Genomic DNA, 20390 nt, shown 5'->3' with positions numbered 1-20390 from the left:
AAGGAGCAGTTCGTGGCAGAGACGAATTCCGACGACATCATCAAGCTGATCAAGGACGAGAACGTCGAGTACGTCGACATCCGGTTCTGCGATCTGCCCGGTGTTGTCCAGCACTTCTCGATTCCCGCCAGCGCGTTCGATGAGAGCGTCTTCGAGGACGGCCTGGCCTTCGACGGCTCGTCGGTGCGTGGCTTCCAGTCCATCCACGAGTCGGACATGATGCTGCTGCCGGATCCCGCCACCGCGCGGATCGATCCGTTCCGCAAGGCCAAGACGCTGAACATGATGTTCTTCGTGCACGACCCGTTCACCCGCGAGGCCTACTCCCGCGACCCCCGCAACGTCGCCCGCAAGGCGGAGAACTACCTGGTCAGCACCGGCATCGCCGACACCTGTTTCTTCGGGGCCGAGGCCGAGTTCTACATCTTCGACTCGGTGCGCTTCGACTCCAAGATGAACGGCACCTTCTACGAGGTCGACTCCGAGTCGGGCTGGTGGAACACCGGCAACGCGACCGAGCCGGACGGCTCCCCCAACCTGGGCTACAAGGTCCGCCCCAAGGGCGGCTACTTCCCCGTCGCCCCGTATGACCACTACGTCGACCTGCGCGACGAGATGTCGACCAACCTGACCAACGCCGGGTTCACCCTGGAGCGCGGCCACCACGAGGTGGGCACCGCCGGCCAGGCCGAGATCAACTACAAGTTCGACACCCTGCTGCACGCGGCCGACGACGTGCTGCTGTTCAAATACATCATCAAGAACACCGCGGCCGCCAATGGCAAGACCGTCACGTTCATGCCGAAGCCGCTGTTCGGCGACAACGGTTCGGGCATGCACGCCCACCAGTCGCTGTGGAAGGACGGCAAGCCGCTGTTCCACGACGAGGCCGGCTACGCGGGCCTGTCGGATCTGGCCCGGCACTACATCGGCGGCATCCTGCACCACGCGCCGTCGCTGCTGGCCTTCACCAACCCGACGATCAACTCCTACAAGCGCCTGGTGCCCGGCTACGAGGCCCCGATCAACCTGGTCTACAGCCAGCGCAACCGCAGCGCCTGCGTCCGCATCCCGATCACCGGCAACAACCCGAAGGCCAAGCGCCTGGAGTTCCGTTGCCCGGACAGCTCGGGCAACCCGTACCTGGCGTTCGCGGCGATGATGATGGCCGGCCTGGACGGCATCAAGAACAAGATCGAGCCGTTGGCCCCGGTCGACAAGGACCTCTACGAGTTGCCGCCGGACGAGGCCGCCAGCATCCCGCAGGCGCCCACCTCGCTGGCCGCGGTGATCGACAAGCTCGAGGAGGACCACGAGTACCTCACCGAGGGTGGCGTGTTCACCGAGGACCTGATCGAGACCTACATCTCCTACAAGCGGGAGAACGAGATCCTGCCGGTGCAGATCCGTCCGCATCCGTACGAGTTCAGCCTGTACTACGACTGCTGAGTCGGTTTCGAAAGCAGCCGGTCCGGGGCCTTTTGGCCCCGGACCGGCTGTTCTTCGCTGGACTATGATCCAAGTTATGACCGACTCCGCCACCCCCAACGCCTGGCAGCGTCTCGCTTACATCTACGGGCGGCGGCTGCCGGCTTCGATGCGAGGCTGGGTCAAGCAGGATCTCACCGGCCCGGGCGCGGTGCGCCGGCACATGATCCGGATGGCGATCCCGTCGGCGCTGGTGCTGGCGCCGCTGTGGCTGCTGGACGCCCCGGTGCCGACGCGTATCGAGATGACGGTGCCGATCTTCATCTGGGCGCTGCTGATGGCGATGGCGCTGAACAAGCCGTGGCGGCGGCACCGGTTGGCCCAGAACGGGCTGGACATGAACCTGATCGACACCCGCAAGTCCAAGCGCGCCCTGCAGATGGAAGCCAACTATCTCGCCAACCACGGCCCGCGGCCGGAAGAGGCGCGCTGGCAGTCCAACAGCAGCCCGTTCTGATCCGTGCGAGTCCTGGTCCAGCGTGTCACCTCTGCGCAGGTGCGCGTCGACGGAGAGGTCGTCGGCGCCATCTCCCCCGCCGGCCAGGGACTGGTGGCGCTCGTCGGCGTCACGCACAGTGACGACGCGGTCACCGCGGCCCGGTTGGCCGAGAAACTCTGGACGCTGCGGATCCTCGACGGCGAGCGCAGCGCCGCCGACGTCGGCGCGCCGATCCTGGTGATCAGCCAGTTCACCCTGTACGCCAACACCGCCAAGGGCCGACGGCCGTCCTGGAACGCCGCGGCGCCCGGTCCGGACGCCGAACCGCTGGTGGCGGTCTTCGCCGACACCCTCGCCGGACTCGGCGCCGAGGTCGCGACCGGGGTGTTCGGCGCGCACATGGCGGTCGAACTGGTCAATGACGGACCCGTGACCATCCTTCTCGAATCAGAAAGATAGAGTGATCTATATGGCATCAAAGCACGTCCCGTCCTGGTACGACGACGAAGTCTCCGCCCTCTACGACCTGGCGCTGGGCTTTTTCGAGCGCGAAGTCGTCGCCCATCACGAGAAGTGGGACGACCAGCGCCACATCGACCGCGACGTCTGGCTGGAGGCCGGCAAACTCGGGCTGCTGTTGTGCTCGGTGCCCGCGGAATACGGCGGCGGCGACGGCACCTTCGCCCACGACCTGGCGGTGCTGGAGGCCCAGGGCTATGCCGGGGACCTGTCGCTGGGCGTCGGCGTGCACAGCGGGATCGTCGCGCACTACGTGCTGGCCTACGGCTCCGAGGAGCAGAAGAAGTACTGGTTGCCGCTGATGGCCAGCGGCGAGGTGCTCGGCGCCATCGGCATGACCGAACCGGGCGCGGGCTCGGACCTCAAGGCGATCCGCACCACCGCGATCCGCGAGGGCGACGAGTACGTCGTCAACGGCTCCAAGACCTTCATCACCAACGGCGGCTCGGCCGACATGATCGTGCTGGCGGTCAAGACCGATCCCAAGGCCGGCGCGCGTGGCGTCTCGCTGATCATCGTCGACCTACGGGACTGCCCCGGCTATCAGGTGACCCGGGTGCTGGACAAGGTCGGCATCCACGGCGGCGACACCGCAGAGCTGGGATTCACCGACGTGCGGGTGCCGGTGGCCAACCTGCTCGGCCCGGAAGAAGGCAAGGGCTTCGGACAGCTGATGGCCCAGCTGCCGCAGGAACGGCTGACCATCGCCGCCTCCGGCGTGGCCGGAATGGAACGCGCCGTCGACGACACCGTGGCCTACACCAAGTCACGAGAAGCGTTCGGGCACAGCATCTTCGACTTCCAGAACACCGCCTTCGAACTCGCCGAGTGCAAGACCATCGCGCGCACCGGCCGGATCTTCTACGACCACTGCGTGGCTGACCACCTGCGCGGCGAGCTGTCCAACACCGACGCGGCGATGGCCAAGTACTGGCTGACCGACCGCAAGTGCGAGGTCATCGACCGGTGCGTGCAGCTCTACGGCGGGTACGGCTATATGCGCGAATACCTCATCGCGCGGATGTACGAGGACGCCCGGGTGGAGCGCATCTACGGCGGCGCCAACGAGGTGATGAAGCAGATCATCGCCCGGGATCTGTAGGGCGGGGTTTGCGCATCGGCTCCGGGTAGATCCGCTCGGCGCGATCACGCCGGGTGTACAGCTCCCAGTAGGCCTGCGCCAAGTCGTCGGGGTTGACCGACGGGAACGCCGCACCCGAATCCGGGACGGCGCCCACCGTGGCCTCAGCGATCTCACTGCCGGTGATGAGCCCGGCGACCGACAAGGTGCCGGCGTAGATCCCCTGCGCGGCCAGTTCGCCGTACAGCGAGTACACGTAGTTGCGCGCGGCGGCCATGACCGGACCCACGCCGCTCAGATGCGGGATCCCCTGCACGGCTGAGGCGCCCTGGGTGAGCAGGAACGCGCCATCGCCGCGGCCCCGCCATTCCGGCAGCACGGCCTGCATGATCTCGACCGGGGATAGCAACAGCAGGGGAATCAACGCCTGCAGTTCGGCGCTGTCCAGCCGCGCCGCCGGGATGAAACCCTGCTCGCCGCTGATCGGCCCGTACTCGACGACGTCGATCCGGCCGAGTCGGTCCCGGATCGCCGCGATCGCGGCCGCCGCTTCGCCGGGCGTGTTCAGGTCGGCGAGAAACTCCTCCGCCGGGATCCCGTCGCCGGCGAGCCGGTCAACGAGGGCTGCCAGACGGTCGGCGCGCCGCGCCAGCAGCCCGAGCGGGCCGACGACCTCAATTCCTACGATTTGTTCGTAAAGCCATGATGGCCGGGCGCGGAGCGGGTTACAAAAGGCACATGAGTGTCCGTTACGGAGGGAGATGTGCGTCATGACCGTCACACCGGGTGGCGCCGATGCGCTGCCGGCGCCCTGCGCCGGGATACCCGCCGAGGAGATGATCTTCATTCGGCAGATCCTCGATCGCATCGGCGACAAATGGACCCTGCTAGTGATCGCGGTGCTGGCCAACGGGCCGCGGCGCTACACCGATCTGCACAACGACATCGGCATCATTTCCCAACGCATGCTGACCCTGACGCTGCGCCAACTGCGCCAGGACGGACTGGTGACCAGAACCTCCTACCCCGAGGTTCCGCCGCGCGTCGAATACGCCCTGACGCCGCTGAGCCACGGCCTGCTGGACATCGTCACGTCGTTGATCACCTGGGCGGCCGCGAACCGCGAGGTGATCCTCGCCAACCGCGCCCGGGCGGCTGCCGCCGAGCAGTCGGCCTGAGCCTTCCGCCGGTCAGCCAGGACGGTGCGCGTCAAAATGTGCGATCGCACCGGTGCACTCCAGTCCGTCGATCACCAAACCGGCCTCGGTCAACCACCGCCGAGCATCGGCGACGGCGCCGCCCGGACCGAACGTTCCGGTAGCCCGCAGCACTGTCATGTAGGCGTCTGACCGGCGGAGTTGGCCTCGGACGGCGAATTCGCCAACCAGCCTGCCACCGGGTTTCAGGCACCGTGCGATCTCAGCCACGGCGACCGCCGGGTCGGGCACGCAGTGTAAGCCGTTGAAGCAGACACACAGATCGAACTCACCATCACCGAATGGCATCTGCTCGATGCTGCCCTCGATGATCTCGACCCGATCGCGGCGCTCGGCGGGAATCCGACGTCGAGCGCGCTGCAGCATCGGCGCTGAAATATCCAACCCCACGTACCGGACTCGCTGATCGGCTCGCAACCGGAGCATGACGATTCCGCTCCCGCAGGGCACATCGAGAATCGCCGCGCCGTCTGGCATTTCGGCGACGACATCCATCGCACGGTAGACACGATCTACATCGGCGCCCATCACAAGACGTCCGAACCGCCGTGCGACGGACTGTCGCCCCATCGCCCAGTCATAGCTCGCGCCGACCGTCCCAGCGAACGCCGGGTTCTGCCAGACTCGGCTCACATTGACCACGTCGCTCACCATAAACCCCCAACCACGAGGTGACGGCGCGCGCTCCGCGCCCCGTCGGCCCACCCGTCGTGCGAGACTGCGTTCGTGACCGGCGGCGTGGACCAGATCCCCAAGGCCACCACGGAGTGGACCGCACAACCCGGCGATGCGCGGCGGGCGACGCTATCGATTCTGCGGCAACCCGCGCTGTGGAGGCGGCTACTGGCCTTCACGACGGTGGTCGCCGCGATCGCCGCCGTGGTGTGCGTCGTCAACGGCAGCGGGTGGGTCGTCGGGTCCGTGATATTCGCGGGAGCGGCTGTGGTGTACGCGGCGTTCGCTGTCCTGGTGAGTCTGGTGTGTGCCTACGTTCCGAACCGCCGAGTCCTGCGCGCCGGTTCGCGGTGGGCCGCCGGCTGCGATGACACCCGAATCCGTATCGACACCCCCGCCTCCACTCTGGTCATCGACCGCGGCAACATCATCTCGGCCCGCCCAGCCGGTGCGCTGATCGTGTTGCGGGTCCGCCCCAAGCAGGTTCTCGGGATCCCGACGGCGCTGTTCGCCGATCCGGCGCTCCAGAGCCTCATCGACTGACGCGGCCCTGTCGCCGTATCGGCTTTCGAGGACGTCGAGAACCGTGCCGGCGGTGTGCGCTCCCCGGAAACGGGTCGCAATCACGAGGGTGCCGCAGGCACCGCCGGCGACCGGATCAGCGGAGATTCTGCGCGAGACCGATGAGGATGCCCTCGGGTCCGCGGATGTAGCAGAGTCGGTAGAAGTCCTCGTAGTTCACGACCTCGCTGCTGACAAGTTGCGCGCCGTGCGAGTCGAGTCGGGCCAAGGTGTCGTCGATGTCGTCCACCTCGAACATCACGCGGAGATATCCCAGCGAGTTGACGGGTGCGTTCCGGTGATCATCGATCACTTCAGGTGCGAGGAAGCGAGAGAGTTCCACCCGGCTGTGGCCGTCAGGGGTGCGCATCATGGCGACCTCTACCCGCTGGTCGCCGTGGCCTGTGCAGCGTCCGGCCCACTCGCCCTCGGCCGTGGCTCGTCCTTCGAGTTCGAGTCCGAGGTCGAGGAAGAAGGCGATAGCGCCGGTCAGGTCTTCGACCACAATGCCGACGTTGTCCATGCGAACCGTCACGTTGTCACCTCCGGGCTTGATCCTGCGCGCGGCTCAGATGTTGGGGAACGCTCGTCCGATGCAGCTGCCGGTGCGGACATGCTTATTGGGACGCCCGTTCAGGATCACGTTGCTCCGCTGCTGGAACACCATCACGAAATCCGAACCGCCGAAAGCGAAGTAGCCGAGTTCGTCGCCCTTCTGCAGGGTGCGGCCCTCATCGGCGGTGATGACGACCGAGGACACCGGCCACATGCCCATCGGCACGCACGCGACCAGCCCGATCGGCGAGTCGATGACGATCATGCCGCGGGTCTGCACGAACTGGTAGCCGGTGCCGTCGAGGATGGTGACGTTGTGCGTCTGCTTGCCGTCGACGACCGGCCCGGGAACCACACCGATGTCCAGGTAGTCCTGGCCCTGAATGATCTTGGCTTCCAAGATGGTTCCGGACACCGGGGTGTGCCACCGGTGGTAGTCGTTGGTGTTCAGAAACGAGTGGGTGAAGATGCCGCCGGCGAACTCGTCCGCGTAGTCGCTGTCGGCCAGCAGATCCTTGATGGACCATTGCAGGCCCTTGCTCTCGATGAAGATATTGGAGTCGTTGTCGACTTCCCAGTAGTCGACGAAGGTGCAGTCGGCCGGCGAGGTGATCACGCTGTCGTCGGCGATCGCCGCGATGGGGCGCATACCCGGTTTGATGTGCCGGGCGAAGAACTGGTTGTAGGTGAAGTACCCGCTGGGCGGGGCCATGAATTCGTCCCACTGAAACAGCGGGTTGTTCTTGAAATCCTCGATGTGTCCGACGGATTCGGGTGTGTCGAGGAACTTCCCCCACGAGTTGTCGAAGTCGAGGTCAGGTCGGCCAGCGCCGGCACGTTGTAGGACCGCACCTTCGCGATCGCCTCTTCGAAGTCGGCCCGCCAGCCGTTCTCCTTGACCAGATCGACGAGCTTCTGAACCACCGGCTGCATAGCGTGCATGCGAGCTAACCGAACGCGACGAGGCGGCAGCACGCAACCGTGCTGCCGCCTCGCCTATGGGTTTGTCGAAGGTGTTAGACCTCAGTGCTTGAAGGCGTCCTTCACCTTTTCGCCGGCGTCCTTGAAGTCCGCCTTGACCTGATCGGCCTTGCCTTCGTTCTTCGTCGAGTCGTCGTCGGTGGCCTTGCCGATGGCCTCCTTGGCCTTGCCACCGAGGTCGTCCAGCTTGTTCTTGATCTTGTCTGTTGCACTCATGCTCAAGGGATGCCCCGGTCTGCCGAGGGCTAAACCACCCAATTCCTGTGACGGCGGTCACCGCGCGGACGTGCCTGCCGGACCGAGCGGCCAGATTCGGCGCCGAATCCTCCTCGAGTGGCCAGTTTCCACACAATTGAGCCCGCGAGAGGCCCGACAGGGCACGAGCGCCCCTTCGTGTCCGCTTCGCGGCTAGCTGACCTGGGCTTTTGTGTTCACAGATGGCCAGTCGTGCAGCAACTGGCCCCTCGCGGCCGCGTCGGCGCCGTATCTGCCCTAGGTCAGGCCCCGAAAACCTCGCGCACCACAACTTTCGCCCGACGGGTCACCCGCAGGTAGTTGTCCAGGAACGCGCCGCCGTCGTCGTCGGGCCAGCCGGCGGCCACCGCGACGGCGTTGAGGAACCGGCCCGGCCCGGGCAACTGGTCGGTGGGCTTGCCCTTGACCAGCACCAGGGCGTTGCGGCTCGCGGTCGCGGTCAGCCACGCGGTACGCAGCTTATCCACGTCCTCACCCCCCACCAGCCCGACTTCTTCGATGATGTCCAGGCACTCCAGCGTCGAGGTGTTGTGCAGCCCGGGGTACTCGTGGGCGTAACGCAACTGCAGCAGCTGCACGGTCCACTCGATGTCGGCCAAACCGCCGCGGCCCAACTTGGTGTGGGTGTTCGGGTCCGCGCCGCGCGGCAGCCGCTCGGCGTCCACGCGGGCCTTGATCCGGCGGATCTCCTGCACGGTCTTGGCCGAAATCCCTTCCGGCGGAAAGCGAAACGCGTCGACCATCAGCAGGAACCGCTCACCGAGGTCCATATCGCCGGCCACCCGGTGCGCGCGCAACAGCGCCTGCACCTCCCACGCTTCGGCCCACTGCTTGTAGTACGCCTCATAGGAGGCCAGGGTGCGGACCAGCGGGCCGTTGCGGCCCTCGGGGCGCAGGTTGGCGTCGACCTCCAGCGGCGGATCGGCGCTCGGGGTGCCGAGCAGCGCGCGGACCTGCTCGGCGACGGTCGTCGTCCAGCGCACCGCCACCATGTCTTCGACGCCCTCGTTCGGCTCGCAGACGAACATGACGTCGGCGTCGGAGCCGTAGCCGAGTTCCCGGCCACCGAGGCGGCCCATGCCGATCACCGCGACCTTCGCCGGCGGGTCGCCGTCGGTGTTCGCGCGGATCACCGCGTCCAGCGCCGACTGCAGCACCGCCACCCAGATCGAGGTCAGCGCGTGGCACACCTGCCGCACGGTGAGCATCCCCAGCAGGTCCGCCGACGCGATCCGGGCCAATTCGCGGCGGCGCAGGCTGCGCGCGGCGGCGATCGCCCGCTCCGGATCCTTGTGCCGGGCGGCGGCGGCCACCAGCGATTTGGCGACGCTGTCGGGATCGGTGTCGAGCAGCTTGGGGCCCATCGGCCCGTCGCCGTAGGCCTGCAGCACCTCCGGCGCGCGGATCAGCAGGTCCGGGACATACGCCGAGGTGCCCAGCACCCGCATCAGCCGCTTGGCCACCGCGCTCTCGTCGCGCAGGGTGGCCAGGTACCAGCGCTGCTCGTCGAGCGCCTCGGACACCTTGCGGTAGTTCAGCAGTCCGGCGTCCGGGTCGGGGGTGTCCGACAACCAGTCCAGCAGGGTTGGCAGCAGCACGGTCTGCACCTGCCCGCGGCGACCGCTGGCATTGGCCAGCGCCCCCAGGTGCGTCAGCGCGCTGCCCGGCGCGCGGTAGCCCAGCGCCGCCAGCTGCCGTTCGGCGGCCTCGGTGGACATGCCCGTGCGGAAATCCAGTGCGGCGCCGACGGATTCGAGCAGCGGCTGATAGAACAGCTTGGCGTGCAGCCGGGACACCCGAACGCTGTTGCGGCGCAGCTCACTGCGCAGCACTCCGAGAGCGTCGTGGGTGCCGTCGGGACGGACGTGGGCGGCCCGCGCCAGCCAGCGCATCGCCTCGTCGTCGTCCGGTGGCGGAAGCAGGTGGGTGCGCTTGAGCCGTTGCAGCTGCAACCGGTGCTCCAGCAGCCGCAGAAACTCGTACGACGCGGTCAGATTCGCCGCGTCGTCGCGGCCCACGTATCCACCCGCGCCGAGCGCGGCCAGCGCGTCGACGGTCGAGGCGACCTGCAGCGATTCGTCGGTGCGGCCGTGCACCAGCTGCAGCAGCTGCACGGCGAACTCCACGTCGCGCAACCCGCCGGTGCCCAGCTTGAGTTCCCGGTCCCGGACGTCGGCGGGCACCAGCTCCTCCACGCGGCGACGCATGGCCTGCACGTCGGGCACGAAGTCCTCGCGGTCGCGGGCCTTCCACACCATCGGCATCAGCGCCTCGATGTAGGCCGCGCCGAGTTCGGCGTCGCCGACGGCCGGCCGGGCCTTCAGCAGCGCCTGGAACTCCCAGGTCTTCGCCCAGCGCTGGTAGTACGCCACGTGCGACTCCAGGGTGCGCACCAACTGGCCGGCCTTGCCTTCGGGTCGCAGCGCCGCGTCGGTCTCGAAGAAGGTGTCCGAGGCGAAGCGCATCAGCTCCCCGGCCACCCGGGTGGTCACCGAGTCGGCGTTCTCGGCGACGAAGATGATGTCGACGTCGCTGACGTAGTTTAGCTCTCGGGCGCCACATTTGCCCATCGCGATGACCGCCAGCCGGGGCGCCGGGGTGTCCGCGCCGCAGACCTTCGTCACCGCGATGGTCAGCGCGGCGTCCAGCGCGGCGTCGGCCAGGTCCGCCAGGTGCGCGCCGACGGTCGGGAACTCCAGCACCGGTTCGTCTTCGACGGTCGGCGCCAGGTCGAGCGCGGCGAGCACCATCAAGTGGTCGCGGTAGATCTTGCGCAGCGTCAATTGCGCTGTCGGGCCGGCGTTTTCCCGCGCGGCCGCGGTGAACGCGGCGCGCAGCTCATCGCGTCCGGGCAGCGACACCCGCCCGGCCAGCAGCCGCCAGGACTGCGGGCTCGCCGCCAGATGGTCGCCGAAGGCCAGGGAGGCGCCCAGCAGCCCGAACAGCCGGCCGCGCAGGCCGGTGTCGGTCAGCAGGGCCGCGTCGAGTTCGGCGTAGTCCGGGCCCAGCGACTCCGACAGCCGGATCATGGCGTGCAGCGCGGCGTCGGCGTCGGCGGCGCGCGACAGCGACCACAGCAACGCGACGTGCGCCTCGGTCACCCAGCCGAGCTGGTCCAGGTTCGCCCGCGCCGTGGAGTCGACCAGCCCCAGCCGGCCGACGCTGGGCACGGTGGGTCGCCCGGTCGCCGGGCGGGGACGCGATTGTGGCACGCCAGACACCGTATCCCAGGAGGTCTACAGCGAGAGGTACTGCTTCAGCTCGTAGGGCGTGACGTTGCTGCGGTAGTTCTCCCACTCGGAACGCTTATTGCGCAGGAAGAAGTCGAACACGTGCTCGCCGAGCGCCTCGGCGACCAGCTCGCTGCGCTCCATTTCGGCCAGCGCGTGCCCGAGGCTGCTGGGCAGCTCCCGGTAGCCCATCGCGCGACGCTCCTCCGGGGTGAGGTCCCAGACGTTGTCCTCGGCCTCGGGGGCGAGTTCGTAGCCCTGCTCCACCCCGCGCAGGCCGGCGGCCAGCAGCACCGCGTAGGTCAGGTACGGGTTGCACGCCGAGTCGGGGCTGCGCACCTCGATGCGGCGCGACGCCGACTTGTTCGGCGTGTACATCGGCACCCGCACCAACGCCGAGCGGTTGGCGGCGCCCCAGCAGGCGGCGGTGGGGGCCTCCCCGCCGTGCACCAGCCGCTTGTAGGAGTTCACCCACTGGTTGGTGACGGCGCTGATCTCCACCGCATGCTCCAGGATGCCTGCGATGAACGACCGGCCGACCGAGGAGAGCTGCAGCGGGTCGTCGTCGCTGTGGAAGGCGTTGGTCTCGCCCTCGAACAGGCTCATATGGGTGTGCATGCCCGAGCCGGAGTACTCGGTGAACGGCTTGGGCATGAACGACGCCCGCACCCCCTCCGACAGCGCGACCTCCTTGACCAGGTGCCGGAAGGTCATCACGTTGTCGGCCATGGACAGCGCGTCGGCGTACCGCAGGTCGATCTCCTGCTGCCCGGGCGCGCCCTCGTGGTGGCTGAACTCCACCGAGATGCCCATCTTCTCCAGCGCCTCGATGGCGTTGCGGCGGAAGTTCGGCGCGCTGTCGTGCACGGCCTGGTCGAAGTAGCCGCCGTTGTCCGACGGCACCGGGACGCTGCCGTCGTACGGGCCGGGCTCCAGCAGGAAGAACTCGATCTCCGGGTGCACGTAGCAGGAGAACCCGAGGTCGCTGGCCTTGGCGAGCTGGCGGCGCAGCACGTGCCGGGAGTCGGCCCAGGACGGGGAGCCGTCGGGCATGGTGATGTCGCAGAACATCCGGGCGGTGTGGAAGTGCCCGTTGTTGGCCCGCCAGGGCAGGATCTGGAAGGTCGACGGATCGGGCCGGGCGACGCAGTCGGATTCCGACACCCGGGCGAACCCCTCGATGGAGGAGCCGTCGAATCCGATGCCCTCCTCGAATGCGCCTTCGAGTTCGGCCGGGGCGATCGCCACCGATTTGAGGAATCCGAGCACGTCGGTGAACCAGAGCCGGACGAATCGGATGTCGCGTTCTTCCAGGGTCCGCAGCACGAATTCCATCTGGCGATCCATGCAGCGACTGTAGGCGCCAGCTGTTAATTCCGTGTTACAACAGCGCTTTTGCCCGGGGGCCTCAGCCGCAGCGCAGGCCCGACGGCGGAGTCTTGCCATCGATAAGGAACGCCAGCACCGTGGTGTCCAGGCATTCGTTCCCGTTGAACACCGCGGTGTGCTGGGTGCCCTGGAAGGTGACCAGCGACCCGCCGAGCTGGCGCGCCAGCGACACCCCGGCCTGATACGGGGTGGCCGGGTCTCCGGTGGTGGAGACCACCACCACCTGGCCGGGCTCGGCGGCGGTGGCCGGCGCGGGCGACGAAGTCGGCGGAACCGGCCAGAACGAGCAGATGTCACGCGGGGCGCGGCCGGTGTGCGAGCCGTAGGCGGCGAACGGCGCCGCCTCGCGAACCTCGGCGTCCAGGCCGGCCCAGACCGCCGGATCGGTCGGCCAGGGGGCGTCGACGCAGCGGATGGCGTTGAAGGCGTCCTGGGCGTTGGTGTAGTGCCCGCTGCGGTCCCGGCCCTGGTACTCGTCGGCCAGCGTCAGCAGGTCCCCGGGATCGGTTCCGCGGGCCAGACCGGTCAATCCGCGGGTCAGGTAGCGCCACAGCTGCGGGCTGTAGAGGGCGTTGAAGGTGCCGGTGATCGCGTCGGCGTAGGACAGCCCGCGCGGGTCGGCGGTGCGCGCGGGCCGAGTGACCAGCGGGTCGACCAGCTGCCGGTACCGGGCGTTGGCCTGGCTCGGGTCGGTCCCCAGCGGGCAGTCGGCGCTACGGGCGCAGTCGGCGGCGAAGTCGTCGAAGGCCGACTGGAATCCGGCCATCTGGTGCAGGATCGCGTCCAGCGGGCCGGCGCTGGGGTCGATCGCCCCGTCGAGCACCATGGCGCGCACCCTGGGCCCGAAGCGGTTGACGTACTCCGTGCCGATCCGGGTGCCGTAGCTGAAGCCGAGGTAGTTGATCTGCTCGTCGCCGAGCATTTTGCGGACCTCGTCCATATCGCGGGCCGCCTCGCGGGTCCCGACGTGCGCCAGCACCGCGGTTCCGGTCTTGGCGGCGCACCGATCGGCGTACTGCTTGTTGAGCGCTTCGATCCGGGCCACGCCGGCCGGGCTGTAGTCGGCCATCGGCTCGCGCCGCCAGGCGTCGAACTCGGCGTCGGTCAGGCAGCGCAGCAGCGGCTGGGAGTAGCCGACGCCGCGCGGGTCGAAGCCCACCAGGTCGAAGTGGGTGTTGATCGGGCTGCCGGCCAGCGCCGAGCCCATCGCGACCACGGTGTCCACCGCCGAGGCGCCCGGACCGCCCGGGTTGACCAGCAGCGCGCCGAGCCGCTGCCCGGTCGCCGGGACGCGCACGACGGCGATCCGGGCCACTCCGGCGCCGGGGGCGTCGTAGTCGATCGGCACCGTGAGCATCGCGCACTGCGCGCCGGGCGCCTGCTCGGCGCCGTCGACAATCGGCAGGCAGCTCCCCCAGTTCGCCTGCGCGGCAGCCACATTCGGCGCGGCAGGCGCGACGGGAAGTGGGGTGGCGCAGACCAGCGCCGCGGTCAGCAGCGCAGAGCCGAAGATGCGCTGCATGCCCAACATGCTGGCAGCGCGACGCCGCGTTCCCGTTCCGGGAGGATCACGCCTTGGTGTCGATCACGGACAGCGTCAGTTGGGACAGCGCGCGCCGTCCGGGGGCAGGCTCCCGTCCACCAGGTATGCGGTGGCGTAGTCGTCGACGCACTGCTCACCCTGGAACACCACGGTGTGCTGGGTGCCGTCGTAGGTCAGCAGGGCGCCACCGAGCTGACGGGCCAGCTCGACCCCGGCCTGGTACGGGGTGGCCGGATCGCCGGTCACCGACACCACCAGCGTCGGCGGCAGACCCGGGACCGACAGCTCGCCCGGCTCGCTGGTCGGGGGCACCGGCCAGAACGCGCAGGTGCTCAGCGGGGCGTCGCCGGTGAACTCGCCGTAGCTCATGAACGGGGCGGCCTCGCGGCTGCGCCGATCGGTTTCGATGACCGTCTCCCGGTCGGTGATTGCCGGTTTGTCGACGCAGTTGATCGCCACCCGGGCGTCCGTCGAGTTGTCGTAGCGGCCGTTGCGGTCACGCCGCATATAGATGTCGGCCATCGTCAGCAGGGTGTCGCCGGTGCCGTTGCGCAGCTCGGCCAGCCCGGTCTTCAGGTGCGACCAGAAGTTCGGCGAGTACATCGCCAGGATGGTGCCGACCAGCGAATCGGTGTAGGACAGCCCGCGCGGGTCCTTGGTCTGCGCCGGCTGCTGCACCAACGGCCAGGTCAGCGAGCGGTACACCTCGACGGCCTGGGTCGGATCGTCGCCCAGCGGGCAGTCGGCGTCCTTGGCGCAATCGGCGGCGAAATCGTCGAATGCCTTCTGGAACGCGGTGTCCTGGTCGATCTCGGCCTGGACCGGATCGGCGTTCGGGTCGATCGCGCCGTCCAGGATCATCTTCCCGACGTGCTCTGGGAAGGCCTCGGCGTACGCGGCGCCGATCCGGGTGCCATACGAGTAGCCCAGATAGGTCAGTTTGTCGTCGCCAAGGGCGGCGCGCAGCATGTCCAGGTCGCGGGCGACGTTCTTGGTGCCGACGTTGGCCAGGAAATCCTTGCCCATCCGGTCGACGCAGCGCTGCACGAAGGCCTTGGTCTCGGACTCCATGTGCTCGACACCCTCGGGGGTGTACTCCACGATGTTGTCGGCGCGCAGCCGGTCATTGTCGGCGTCGGAGTTGCACCACAGCGCCGGCTGCGACCGCCCGACCCCGCGGGGATCGAATCCGACCAGGTCATAGCGTTCCCGGACCGGGCCCGGCACCTTGTCGAGCATGCTGATCGCGGCGTCCATGCCAGACTCCCCCGGCCCGCCCGGGTTGATGATCAGCGACCCGACCCGGGCCCCGGTTGCAGGGAAGCGGATCAGCGCGATGCTGGCCTGCTGACCGCTGGGGTCTTCGTAGTCGACGGGGACCTTTATCACCCCGCACTCACCGGAGCGCACCGAGTCCGGCGCCTGATCGGTGAACGGGCACGACTTCCACTGCACCGACGCCGTCGGCAACTCCCCCGGGGTGTCTCGGGCGTCCATCCGCTTGACCAGCCACACCCCGGCCGTCGCCAGCACCGCGACGGAAACCCCGATCGCGGCCAGCCGCACCGCCATGTGCCGACGCGGTTTCGCGGCGGTCCCGGGCGTTCCGGGCGCGGCGAACGCCGGCGCCACCGCGACACCGGGCGCCAGACCGGCGGCCTGCAGCGCGGTGAAGAACTCTTCGCAGATCGGGTAGCGCCCCTCGGGAGCCTTCGCCAGCGCGCGGGCGAACACCGGGTCCAGGGTCGGCGGCAGCTGCGGGTTCGCCGCGCTGATCGACGGGATCGGCGCATAGGCGTGCGCCACCATCAGTTCCGGCAGGGTCGGCGCGATGTACGGCGGCCCCCCGGTGAGCAGCTCGAACGCGGTGGCGCCCAGCGCGTACACGTCGGCGCGATTGTCCAGTTCCCGACCCTGGGTGGCCTCCGGATAGATATTGCCCGAGGATCCCGACTCCACCTCGGCCAGCTTCACCGACTGCAGTGACCCGTCGGCGGCGAAGTCCAGCAGGATGTTGGCCGCGGTGAGGTCCCGGTAGGGGGTCAGGCGTTCGCGGTAGCCGTTGTCCAGCGCCGCGGCGGCGCCCCCGATGATCGGCAGCGCCAGCTCCGGCGGCAATGGCCCGCGGGCCGCCAGCAGCTGCGCGGCGTTGTAGGTCACGTCGCCATCCACAGCGCCGAGTCTTTCACGCCGACCTCCCGGCGTCGGACACCCCGGGGCCGCGTGGCGGCCCGATCAGCGGTTTGCCGCTTCCCCCGGGCTGGTCACAACCCTTTCGGTCATTGTGAGCAAATCCACTCCGCGAGCGCGTTCACCTCGGCGCAACCGGATGGCAAACTGAGGTGGTCAGACGAACCCGGGGACCCGGATGGGCCACGAGGATCGACCCGACGATCACATTGAGGACAACGATGTCTGTCACCGAGATGCCCGTTTACGGCTCCGCCCCCGCCACCGAGACCAAGCGCCGGATCAAGGTCCGCACCCACCACCTGGGCCAATGGAAGGCCGAAGGCCACAAGTGGGCCATGCTGACCGCCTACGACTACTCCACCGCCCGCGCCTTCGACGACGCCGAGATCCCGGTGCTGCTGGTCGGCGACTCCGCGGCGAACGTGGTGTACGGCTACGACACCACCGTGCCGATCACCATCGACGAGTTGATTCCGCTGGCCCGCGGCGTGGTGCGCGGCGCCCCGCACGCCCTGGTGGTCGCCGACCTGCCGTTCGGCAGCTACGAGGCCGGCCCGGAGCAGGCCCTGGCCACCGCGACCCGGTTCATGAAGGAAGCCGGCGCGCACGCGGTGAAGATCGAGGGCGGCGAACGAGTCGCCGGCCAGATCGCCACGCTCACCCAGGCCGGCATCCCGGTGGTCGGGCACCTCGGCTTCACCCCGCAGAGCGTCAACAGCCTCGGCGGTTTCCGGGTGCAGGGCCGCGGGGACAGCGGCGAGCAGGTCATTCACGACGCCATCGCGGTCGCCGAGGCCGGCGCGATCGCCGTGGTGCTGGAGATGGTGCCCGGCGACCTGGCCACCCAGATCACCGGCAAATTGACCATCCCGACGATCGGCATCGGCGCCGGCAAGAACTGTGACGCCCAGGTGCTGGTCTGGCAGGACATGGCCGGGATGACCTCCGGGCGGACCGCGAAGTTCGTCAAGCGGTTCGGCGATGTGGGCGCCGAGCTGCGCCGTGCGGCAAGCGATTACGCCAACGAGGTGGCCGGCGGGGTGTTCCCCGCCGAGGAACACAGCTTCTAACTCAGCGCCGCGGCGTCGATGGCCGCGGGGCTCAGCACCCGGTCCAGCGCCACCGCGGCGCTGCCGATCAGGCCCGCCTGATCCCCGAACGCGCCGGGGACCACCTGCAACTCGCGGGTGGCCAGCGCGGTGGCGTCCCGGTAGAGCGTTTCCCGCAGGCCCGCCACATAGACGTCGTAGGCGCCGGCCAGATCACCGGAGATGACCAGCGCGGCGGGGTTGAGCAGATTGACCGCGGATGCGAGCGCCGCGCCGACATGGCGGCCACTGTCCCGGATCATCCGACGGGCCTCGGCGTCACCGGCGTTGGCCAGCTCGACCACGTCGCGGACGTGCGCGACCGGGCGGCCGGCGCGCCGCAGGTCCCGCACCACGGCCCAGCCACCGGCGATCGCCTCGACGCAGCCCACATCGCCGCAGCGGCACGGGATGCCCGCGGCGGCGGCGACCTTGTTGTGTCCGAACTCGCCCGCGGCGGCCGTTGCGCCGCGCTGCAGCACCCCGCCGGCGATGATGCCCAGCCCCAGACCGGTCGAGGCCTTCAGCACCAGCAGGTCATCGAGATCGGATCCGCCGGGCGCGCGTTCAGCTCCGGCGATCACGTTCACGTCGTTGTCGAGAATGATTGGCGCATCGGTCAATTCGGCAAAATAGGGACGCAGCGGAACACCGTCCCAGCCGCTCATGACCGGTGAGTCCGAGACCGCGCCGCGACCTTGGTCGACGGTTCCCGGCAGGCTCAGCCCGACGCCGAAGATCCGGGCGTCCGCGCGGCCGCACTCGGCCAGCAGCGCGTCGAGGCCCTTGACCACGTCGGGCATCAGATCGTCGGGGCCCACACCGGGTTCTTGATCGAGCGTGCTGGCGGCCAGCGTCCGCCCGGCCAGGTCGTAGACGGCCAGCTGGGTGCGGCTGCGGCCGACGGCCGCGGCCAGCACCACCCCGGCGTCGGCGGCGAAACTCAGATAGGTCGCCGGTCGGCCGCCGGTCGAGGGCGCCGGGGCGCTCTCGTCGACCAGCCCGAGTGCGATGAGCGCGGACACCCGGGCGGCCACCGCGGTGCGGGACAGTCCGGTCAGCCGGCCCACCTCGCTGCGCGTGAGCCGGCCCCGAGCCCTGATCAGCGCGTAGACCTCACCCGCGGTCGGCGGGGTCGCGTTTCGCGGGGTGGTCACAGGGGAAGCGTAACTCTCCTCACTTTTAACTCCCAAATACCTAAGTTGATTTTGGGAAGTGCGTAAGCGGCCTTAGCGTGGTTTCCATGACCGTTCTGGAACGCCCTGACGCCCCGACGTCACGAGTCGCGCCCGATCCCGCGGTGCGCGCGCTGGCCGTGATCGCGCTGGCCGTCGGCGGCTTCGGCATCGGCACCACCGAGTTCGTCGCGATGGGCCTGCTGCCCGACATCGCCGCCGGATTGGGGGTCACCGAACCCATCGCCGGCCGCGTCATCTCCGCGTACGCGCTGGGCGTCGTCGTCGGCGCCCCGGTGATCACCGCGCTGACCGCACGGATGGTCCGCAAAACGCTGCTGCTGACGCTGATGGCCGTCTTCACCCTGGCCAACCTGGCCAGCGTGCTGGCCCCCAGCTATGAGGCGCTGCTGGCCGCCCGCTTCGTCGCCGGCCTGCCGCACGGCGCCTACTTCGGCGTCGCCGCGCTGGCCGCCGGCCACCTGATGGAACCGCGACAGCGGGCCAAAGCCGTGGCGCACGTGATGTCCGGTCTGACCATCGCCACCGTCGCCGGTGTGCCGATGGCGTCGTGGCTGGGCCAGACCCTGGGCTGGCGCAGCGCGTTCGCCCTGGTCGTCGTGATCGGCGCGGCCACCCTGGTCGCGCTCTGGTTCTGGCTGCCCGCCCGACTCAAGGACATGCGCGTCACCAGCCCGCTGACCGAACTCGGCGCCCTCAAGCACGCCCAGGTGTGGCTGGCCCTGCTGGTCGGGATGGTCGGCTTCGGCGGGATGTTCGCCGTCTACACCTACGTCAGCACCACGCTGACCGACGTGGCGGGCCTGCCGCGGGCGCTGGTGCCCGTCGGGCTGATGATCTTCGGTGTCGGCATGGTGATCGGCAACCTGGTCGGCGGGCGGCTGGCCGACTTCTCGGTGATCCGCGCCCTGTACCTGTCCATCACCGCGCTCGGCGTGGTGCTCGCGGTGTTCGTCGCGGCCGCGCACAACCCGGTGACGGCCCTGATCGGCCTGTTCTGCATCGGGGCCGCCGGATCGGCGATCGCCCCGGCGCTGCAGATCCGGCTGATGGACGTCGCCCGCGGCGCGCAGACGCTGGCCGCGGCGCTGAACCACTCCGCGCTCAACGTCGCCAACGCGACCGGCGCCTGGGTGGGCGGCATGGTCATCGCGGCCGGCTACGGCTACACCGCGCCCGCCGCGGCGGGCGCGCTGCTGGCCGCCGCCGGCCTGATCGTGCTGACCGGCTCGGTTCTGCTGCAGCGTCGCCAGTCTCGCTGACCCGCGGGGCGGGGCGGCGCCGGAGCTTTACGCTGAGCCATGCCCAATATGCGCGACCTGAATCTGCGTGACCGCGAGATCCACCCGGAGGACCCGGAAACCGATCGCCGCCAGGGCCGCGCGCAACGACAGGTGACACCCCGGAAGGCGTTGGCGGAGCTGACACCCGCGGGCCGCTCCGCTACGTCGATTCTCGTCGAGCAGAACGGGGTCCGGGTGCCGGATCTGGTCGGATTGCGGTTCGCCCGGATGCTGGTCGACCCGCTGCATTTCTACCGGGGGGCCGCGGCGGTGATGGCGGCCGACCTGGGCGCCAGCCCGACCACCGGCATCGAGGTGATGTGCTGCGGCGACGCCCACCTGTCCAACTTCGGGGTGTTCGCCGCGCCGGACCGCGCCATCGTGTTCGACCTGAACGACTTCGACGAGGCGGCGGCCGCGCCGGCCGAATGGGACCTCAAACGCCTGGTCACCAGCGCCATCCTGACCGCGCGGAACCGCGGGTTCTCCGAGGCCACGGTCCGCGACATCGCCGACGGAACCGCCGAGGCCTACCGCCGCGCGTCGAACGAACTGCTGCGGATGAGCGTGCTGGACCGCTTCTATCTGCGCGTCGAACCGGAGCGGACCAGCGTCAACGTCTCGAAGAGCCTGGACAAGGTGGTCCGCAGGGGTATCGCGCAGGCCCGCAAACGGACCTCCGCGCGGGCGTTCGACC

Annotated in this window: 18 protein-coding genes and 1 pseudogene; 9 read left to right on the top strand and 10 right to left on the bottom strand. The window is 69.0% G+C overall.

Features of this window, described 5'->3' with window-relative positions; translation table 11 throughout:
* Window positions 1-12: 12 nt before the first annotated feature.
* From glnA (L2Z93_RS06925) to L2Z93_RS06910, 4 genes are all read left to right on the top strand, one after another.
* Window positions 13-1449 carry a type I glutamate--ammonia ligase gene (gene glnA / locus L2Z93_RS06925; RefSeq protein ID WP_090592298.1) on the top strand — a complete coding sequence of 479 codons (1437 nt, stop codon included), beginning with the start codon at window positions 13-15 and terminating at the stop codon, window positions 1447-1449.
* Window positions 1450-1525: 76 nt separating this feature from the next.
* Window positions 1526-1945: a DUF5313 domain-containing protein gene (locus tag L2Z93_RS06920; RefSeq protein WP_090592302.1), complete on the top strand. Its 420-nt coding sequence runs from the start codon at window positions 1526-1528 to the stop codon at window positions 1943-1945.
* A 3-nt stretch (window positions 1946-1948) separates the two neighbouring features.
* The gene (dtd, locus tag L2Z93_RS06915; protein ID WP_090592305.1) at window positions 1949-2386 is read left to right on the top strand and encodes a D-aminoacyl-tRNA deacylase; all 438 of its coding nucleotides are present in this window, start codon (window positions 1949-1951) and stop codon (window positions 2384-2386) included.
* A 10-nt stretch (window positions 2387-2396) separates the two neighbouring features.
* A complete protein-coding gene (locus tag L2Z93_RS06910) occupies window positions 2397-3548 on the top strand; it encodes an acyl-CoA dehydrogenase family protein (protein WP_090592386.1) in 1152 nt (383 codons plus the stop codon).
* On the opposite strand, the gene L2Z93_RS06905 is transcribed toward L2Z93_RS06910, so the two are convergent.
* On the bottom strand, window positions 3529-4299 hold the full coding sequence (locus L2Z93_RS06905; RefSeq protein ID WP_090592309.1) for an SDR family NAD(P)-dependent oxidoreductase: 771 nt from the start codon (window positions 4297-4299) through the stop codon (window positions 3529-3531). The genes L2Z93_RS06910 and L2Z93_RS06905 overlap by 20 nt on opposite strands.
* On the opposite strand from L2Z93_RS06905, the gene L2Z93_RS06900 reads away from it, so the two are divergent.
* Window positions 4298-4705: a winged helix-turn-helix transcriptional regulator gene (locus tag L2Z93_RS06900; protein ID WP_090592312.1), complete on the top strand. Its 408-nt coding sequence runs from the start codon at window positions 4298-4300 to the stop codon at window positions 4703-4705. The two genes, L2Z93_RS06905 and L2Z93_RS06900, sit on opposite strands and share 2 nt — an antisense overlap.
* A 12-nt stretch (window positions 4706-4717) precedes the next feature.
* Here L2Z93_RS06900 and L2Z93_RS06895 read toward each other — a convergent pair whose 3' ends face one another.
* Complete coding sequence (locus tag L2Z93_RS06895) at window positions 4718-5395, bottom strand: class I SAM-dependent methyltransferase (RefSeq protein ID WP_234786234.1); 678 nt, start codon at window positions 5393-5395, stop codon at window positions 4718-4720.
* A gap of 75 nt (window positions 5396-5470) precedes the next feature.
* On the opposite strand from L2Z93_RS06895, the gene L2Z93_RS06890 reads away from it, so the two are divergent.
* On the top strand, window positions 5471-5962 hold the full coding sequence (locus L2Z93_RS06890; protein ID WP_090592318.1) for a hypothetical protein: 492 nt from the start codon (window positions 5471-5473) through the stop codon (window positions 5960-5962).
* A gap of 115 nt (window positions 5963-6077) precedes the next feature.
* Here the strand turns inward: L2Z93_RS06890 and L2Z93_RS06885 are convergent, their stop codons facing one another.
* The 7 genes from L2Z93_RS06885 to L2Z93_RS06855 form a co-directional block, all read right to left on the bottom strand.
* A complete protein-coding gene (locus L2Z93_RS06885) occupies window positions 6078-6515 on the bottom strand; it encodes a VOC family protein (protein ID WP_234812041.1) in 438 nt (145 codons plus the stop codon).
* 33 nt (window positions 6516-6548) lie between these two features.
* Complete coding sequence (locus L2Z93_RS06880) at window positions 6549-7247, bottom strand: phosphatidylserine decarboxylase (RefSeq protein ID WP_090592327.1); 699 nt, start codon at window positions 7245-7247, stop codon at window positions 6549-6551.
* Window positions 7248-7558: 311 nt separating this feature from the next.
* Entirely contained in the window at window positions 7559-7732 is a 174-nt protein-coding gene (locus tag L2Z93_RS06875) for a CsbD family protein (protein WP_090592331.1), read from the bottom strand.
* A 281-nt stretch (window positions 7733-8013) separates the two neighbouring features.
* Entirely contained in the window at window positions 8014-10983 is a 2970-nt protein-coding gene (locus L2Z93_RS06870; RefSeq protein WP_090592334.1) for a bifunctional [glutamine synthetase] adenylyltransferase/[glutamine synthetase]-adenylyl-L-tyrosine phosphorylase, read from the bottom strand.
* 24 nt (window positions 10984-11007) lie between these two features.
* On the bottom strand, window positions 11008-12348 hold the full coding sequence (gene glnA, locus L2Z93_RS06865) for a type I glutamate--ammonia ligase (RefSeq protein WP_090592338.1): 1341 nt from the start codon (window positions 12346-12348) through the stop codon (window positions 11008-11010).
* 61 nt (window positions 12349-12409) lie between these two features.
* On the bottom strand, window positions 12410-13921 hold the full coding sequence (locus L2Z93_RS06860; RefSeq protein ID WP_090592342.1) for an alpha/beta hydrolase: 1512 nt from the start codon (window positions 13919-13921) through the stop codon (window positions 12410-12412).
* Between the two features lie 66 nt (window positions 13922-13987).
* Window positions 13988-15505 (bottom strand): alpha/beta hydrolase, encoded by a 1518-nt coding sequence (locus L2Z93_RS06855; protein ID WP_090592389.1) that lies wholly within the window; start codon window positions 15503-15505, stop codon window positions 13988-13990.
* An 839-nt stretch (window positions 15506-16344) separates the two neighbouring features.
* On the opposite strand from L2Z93_RS06855, the gene panB reads away from it, so the two are divergent.
* Complete coding sequence (panB, locus tag L2Z93_RS06850) at window positions 16345-17196, top strand: 3-methyl-2-oxobutanoate hydroxymethyltransferase (protein ID WP_090592345.1); 852 nt, start codon at window positions 16345-16347, stop codon at window positions 17194-17196.
* Here the strand turns inward: panB and L2Z93_RS06845 are convergent.
* A complete protein-coding gene (locus tag L2Z93_RS06845) occupies window positions 17193-18371 on the bottom strand; it encodes an ROK family transcriptional regulator (protein WP_090592349.1) in 1179 nt (392 codons plus the stop codon). The two genes, panB and L2Z93_RS06845, sit on opposite strands and share 4 nt — an antisense overlap.
* An 86-nt stretch (window positions 18372-18457) precedes the next feature.
* Here L2Z93_RS06845 and L2Z93_RS06840 point away from each other — a divergent pair, with 86 nt between their 5' ends.
* Complete coding sequence (locus L2Z93_RS06840; protein ID WP_090592392.1) at window positions 18458-19672, top strand: MFS transporter; 1215 nt, start codon at window positions 18458-18460, stop codon at window positions 19670-19672.
* 39 nt (window positions 19673-19711) lie between these two features.
* Window positions 19712-20353, top strand: a pseudogene (locus L2Z93_RS06835) (DUF2252 family protein); the annotation flags it as partial.
* Window positions 20354-20390 lie beyond the last annotated feature (37 nt).

Source organism: Mycolicibacterium brumae (genome assembly GCF_025215495.1).
In the GTDB taxonomy this organism is placed as follows: Bacteria; Actinomycetota; Actinomycetes; order Mycobacteriales; family Mycobacteriaceae; genus Mycobacterium; species Mycobacterium brumae.
Note: the sequence above shows the minus strand (reverse complement) of the source record. Positions and strands in the feature narration are given on the sequence as shown.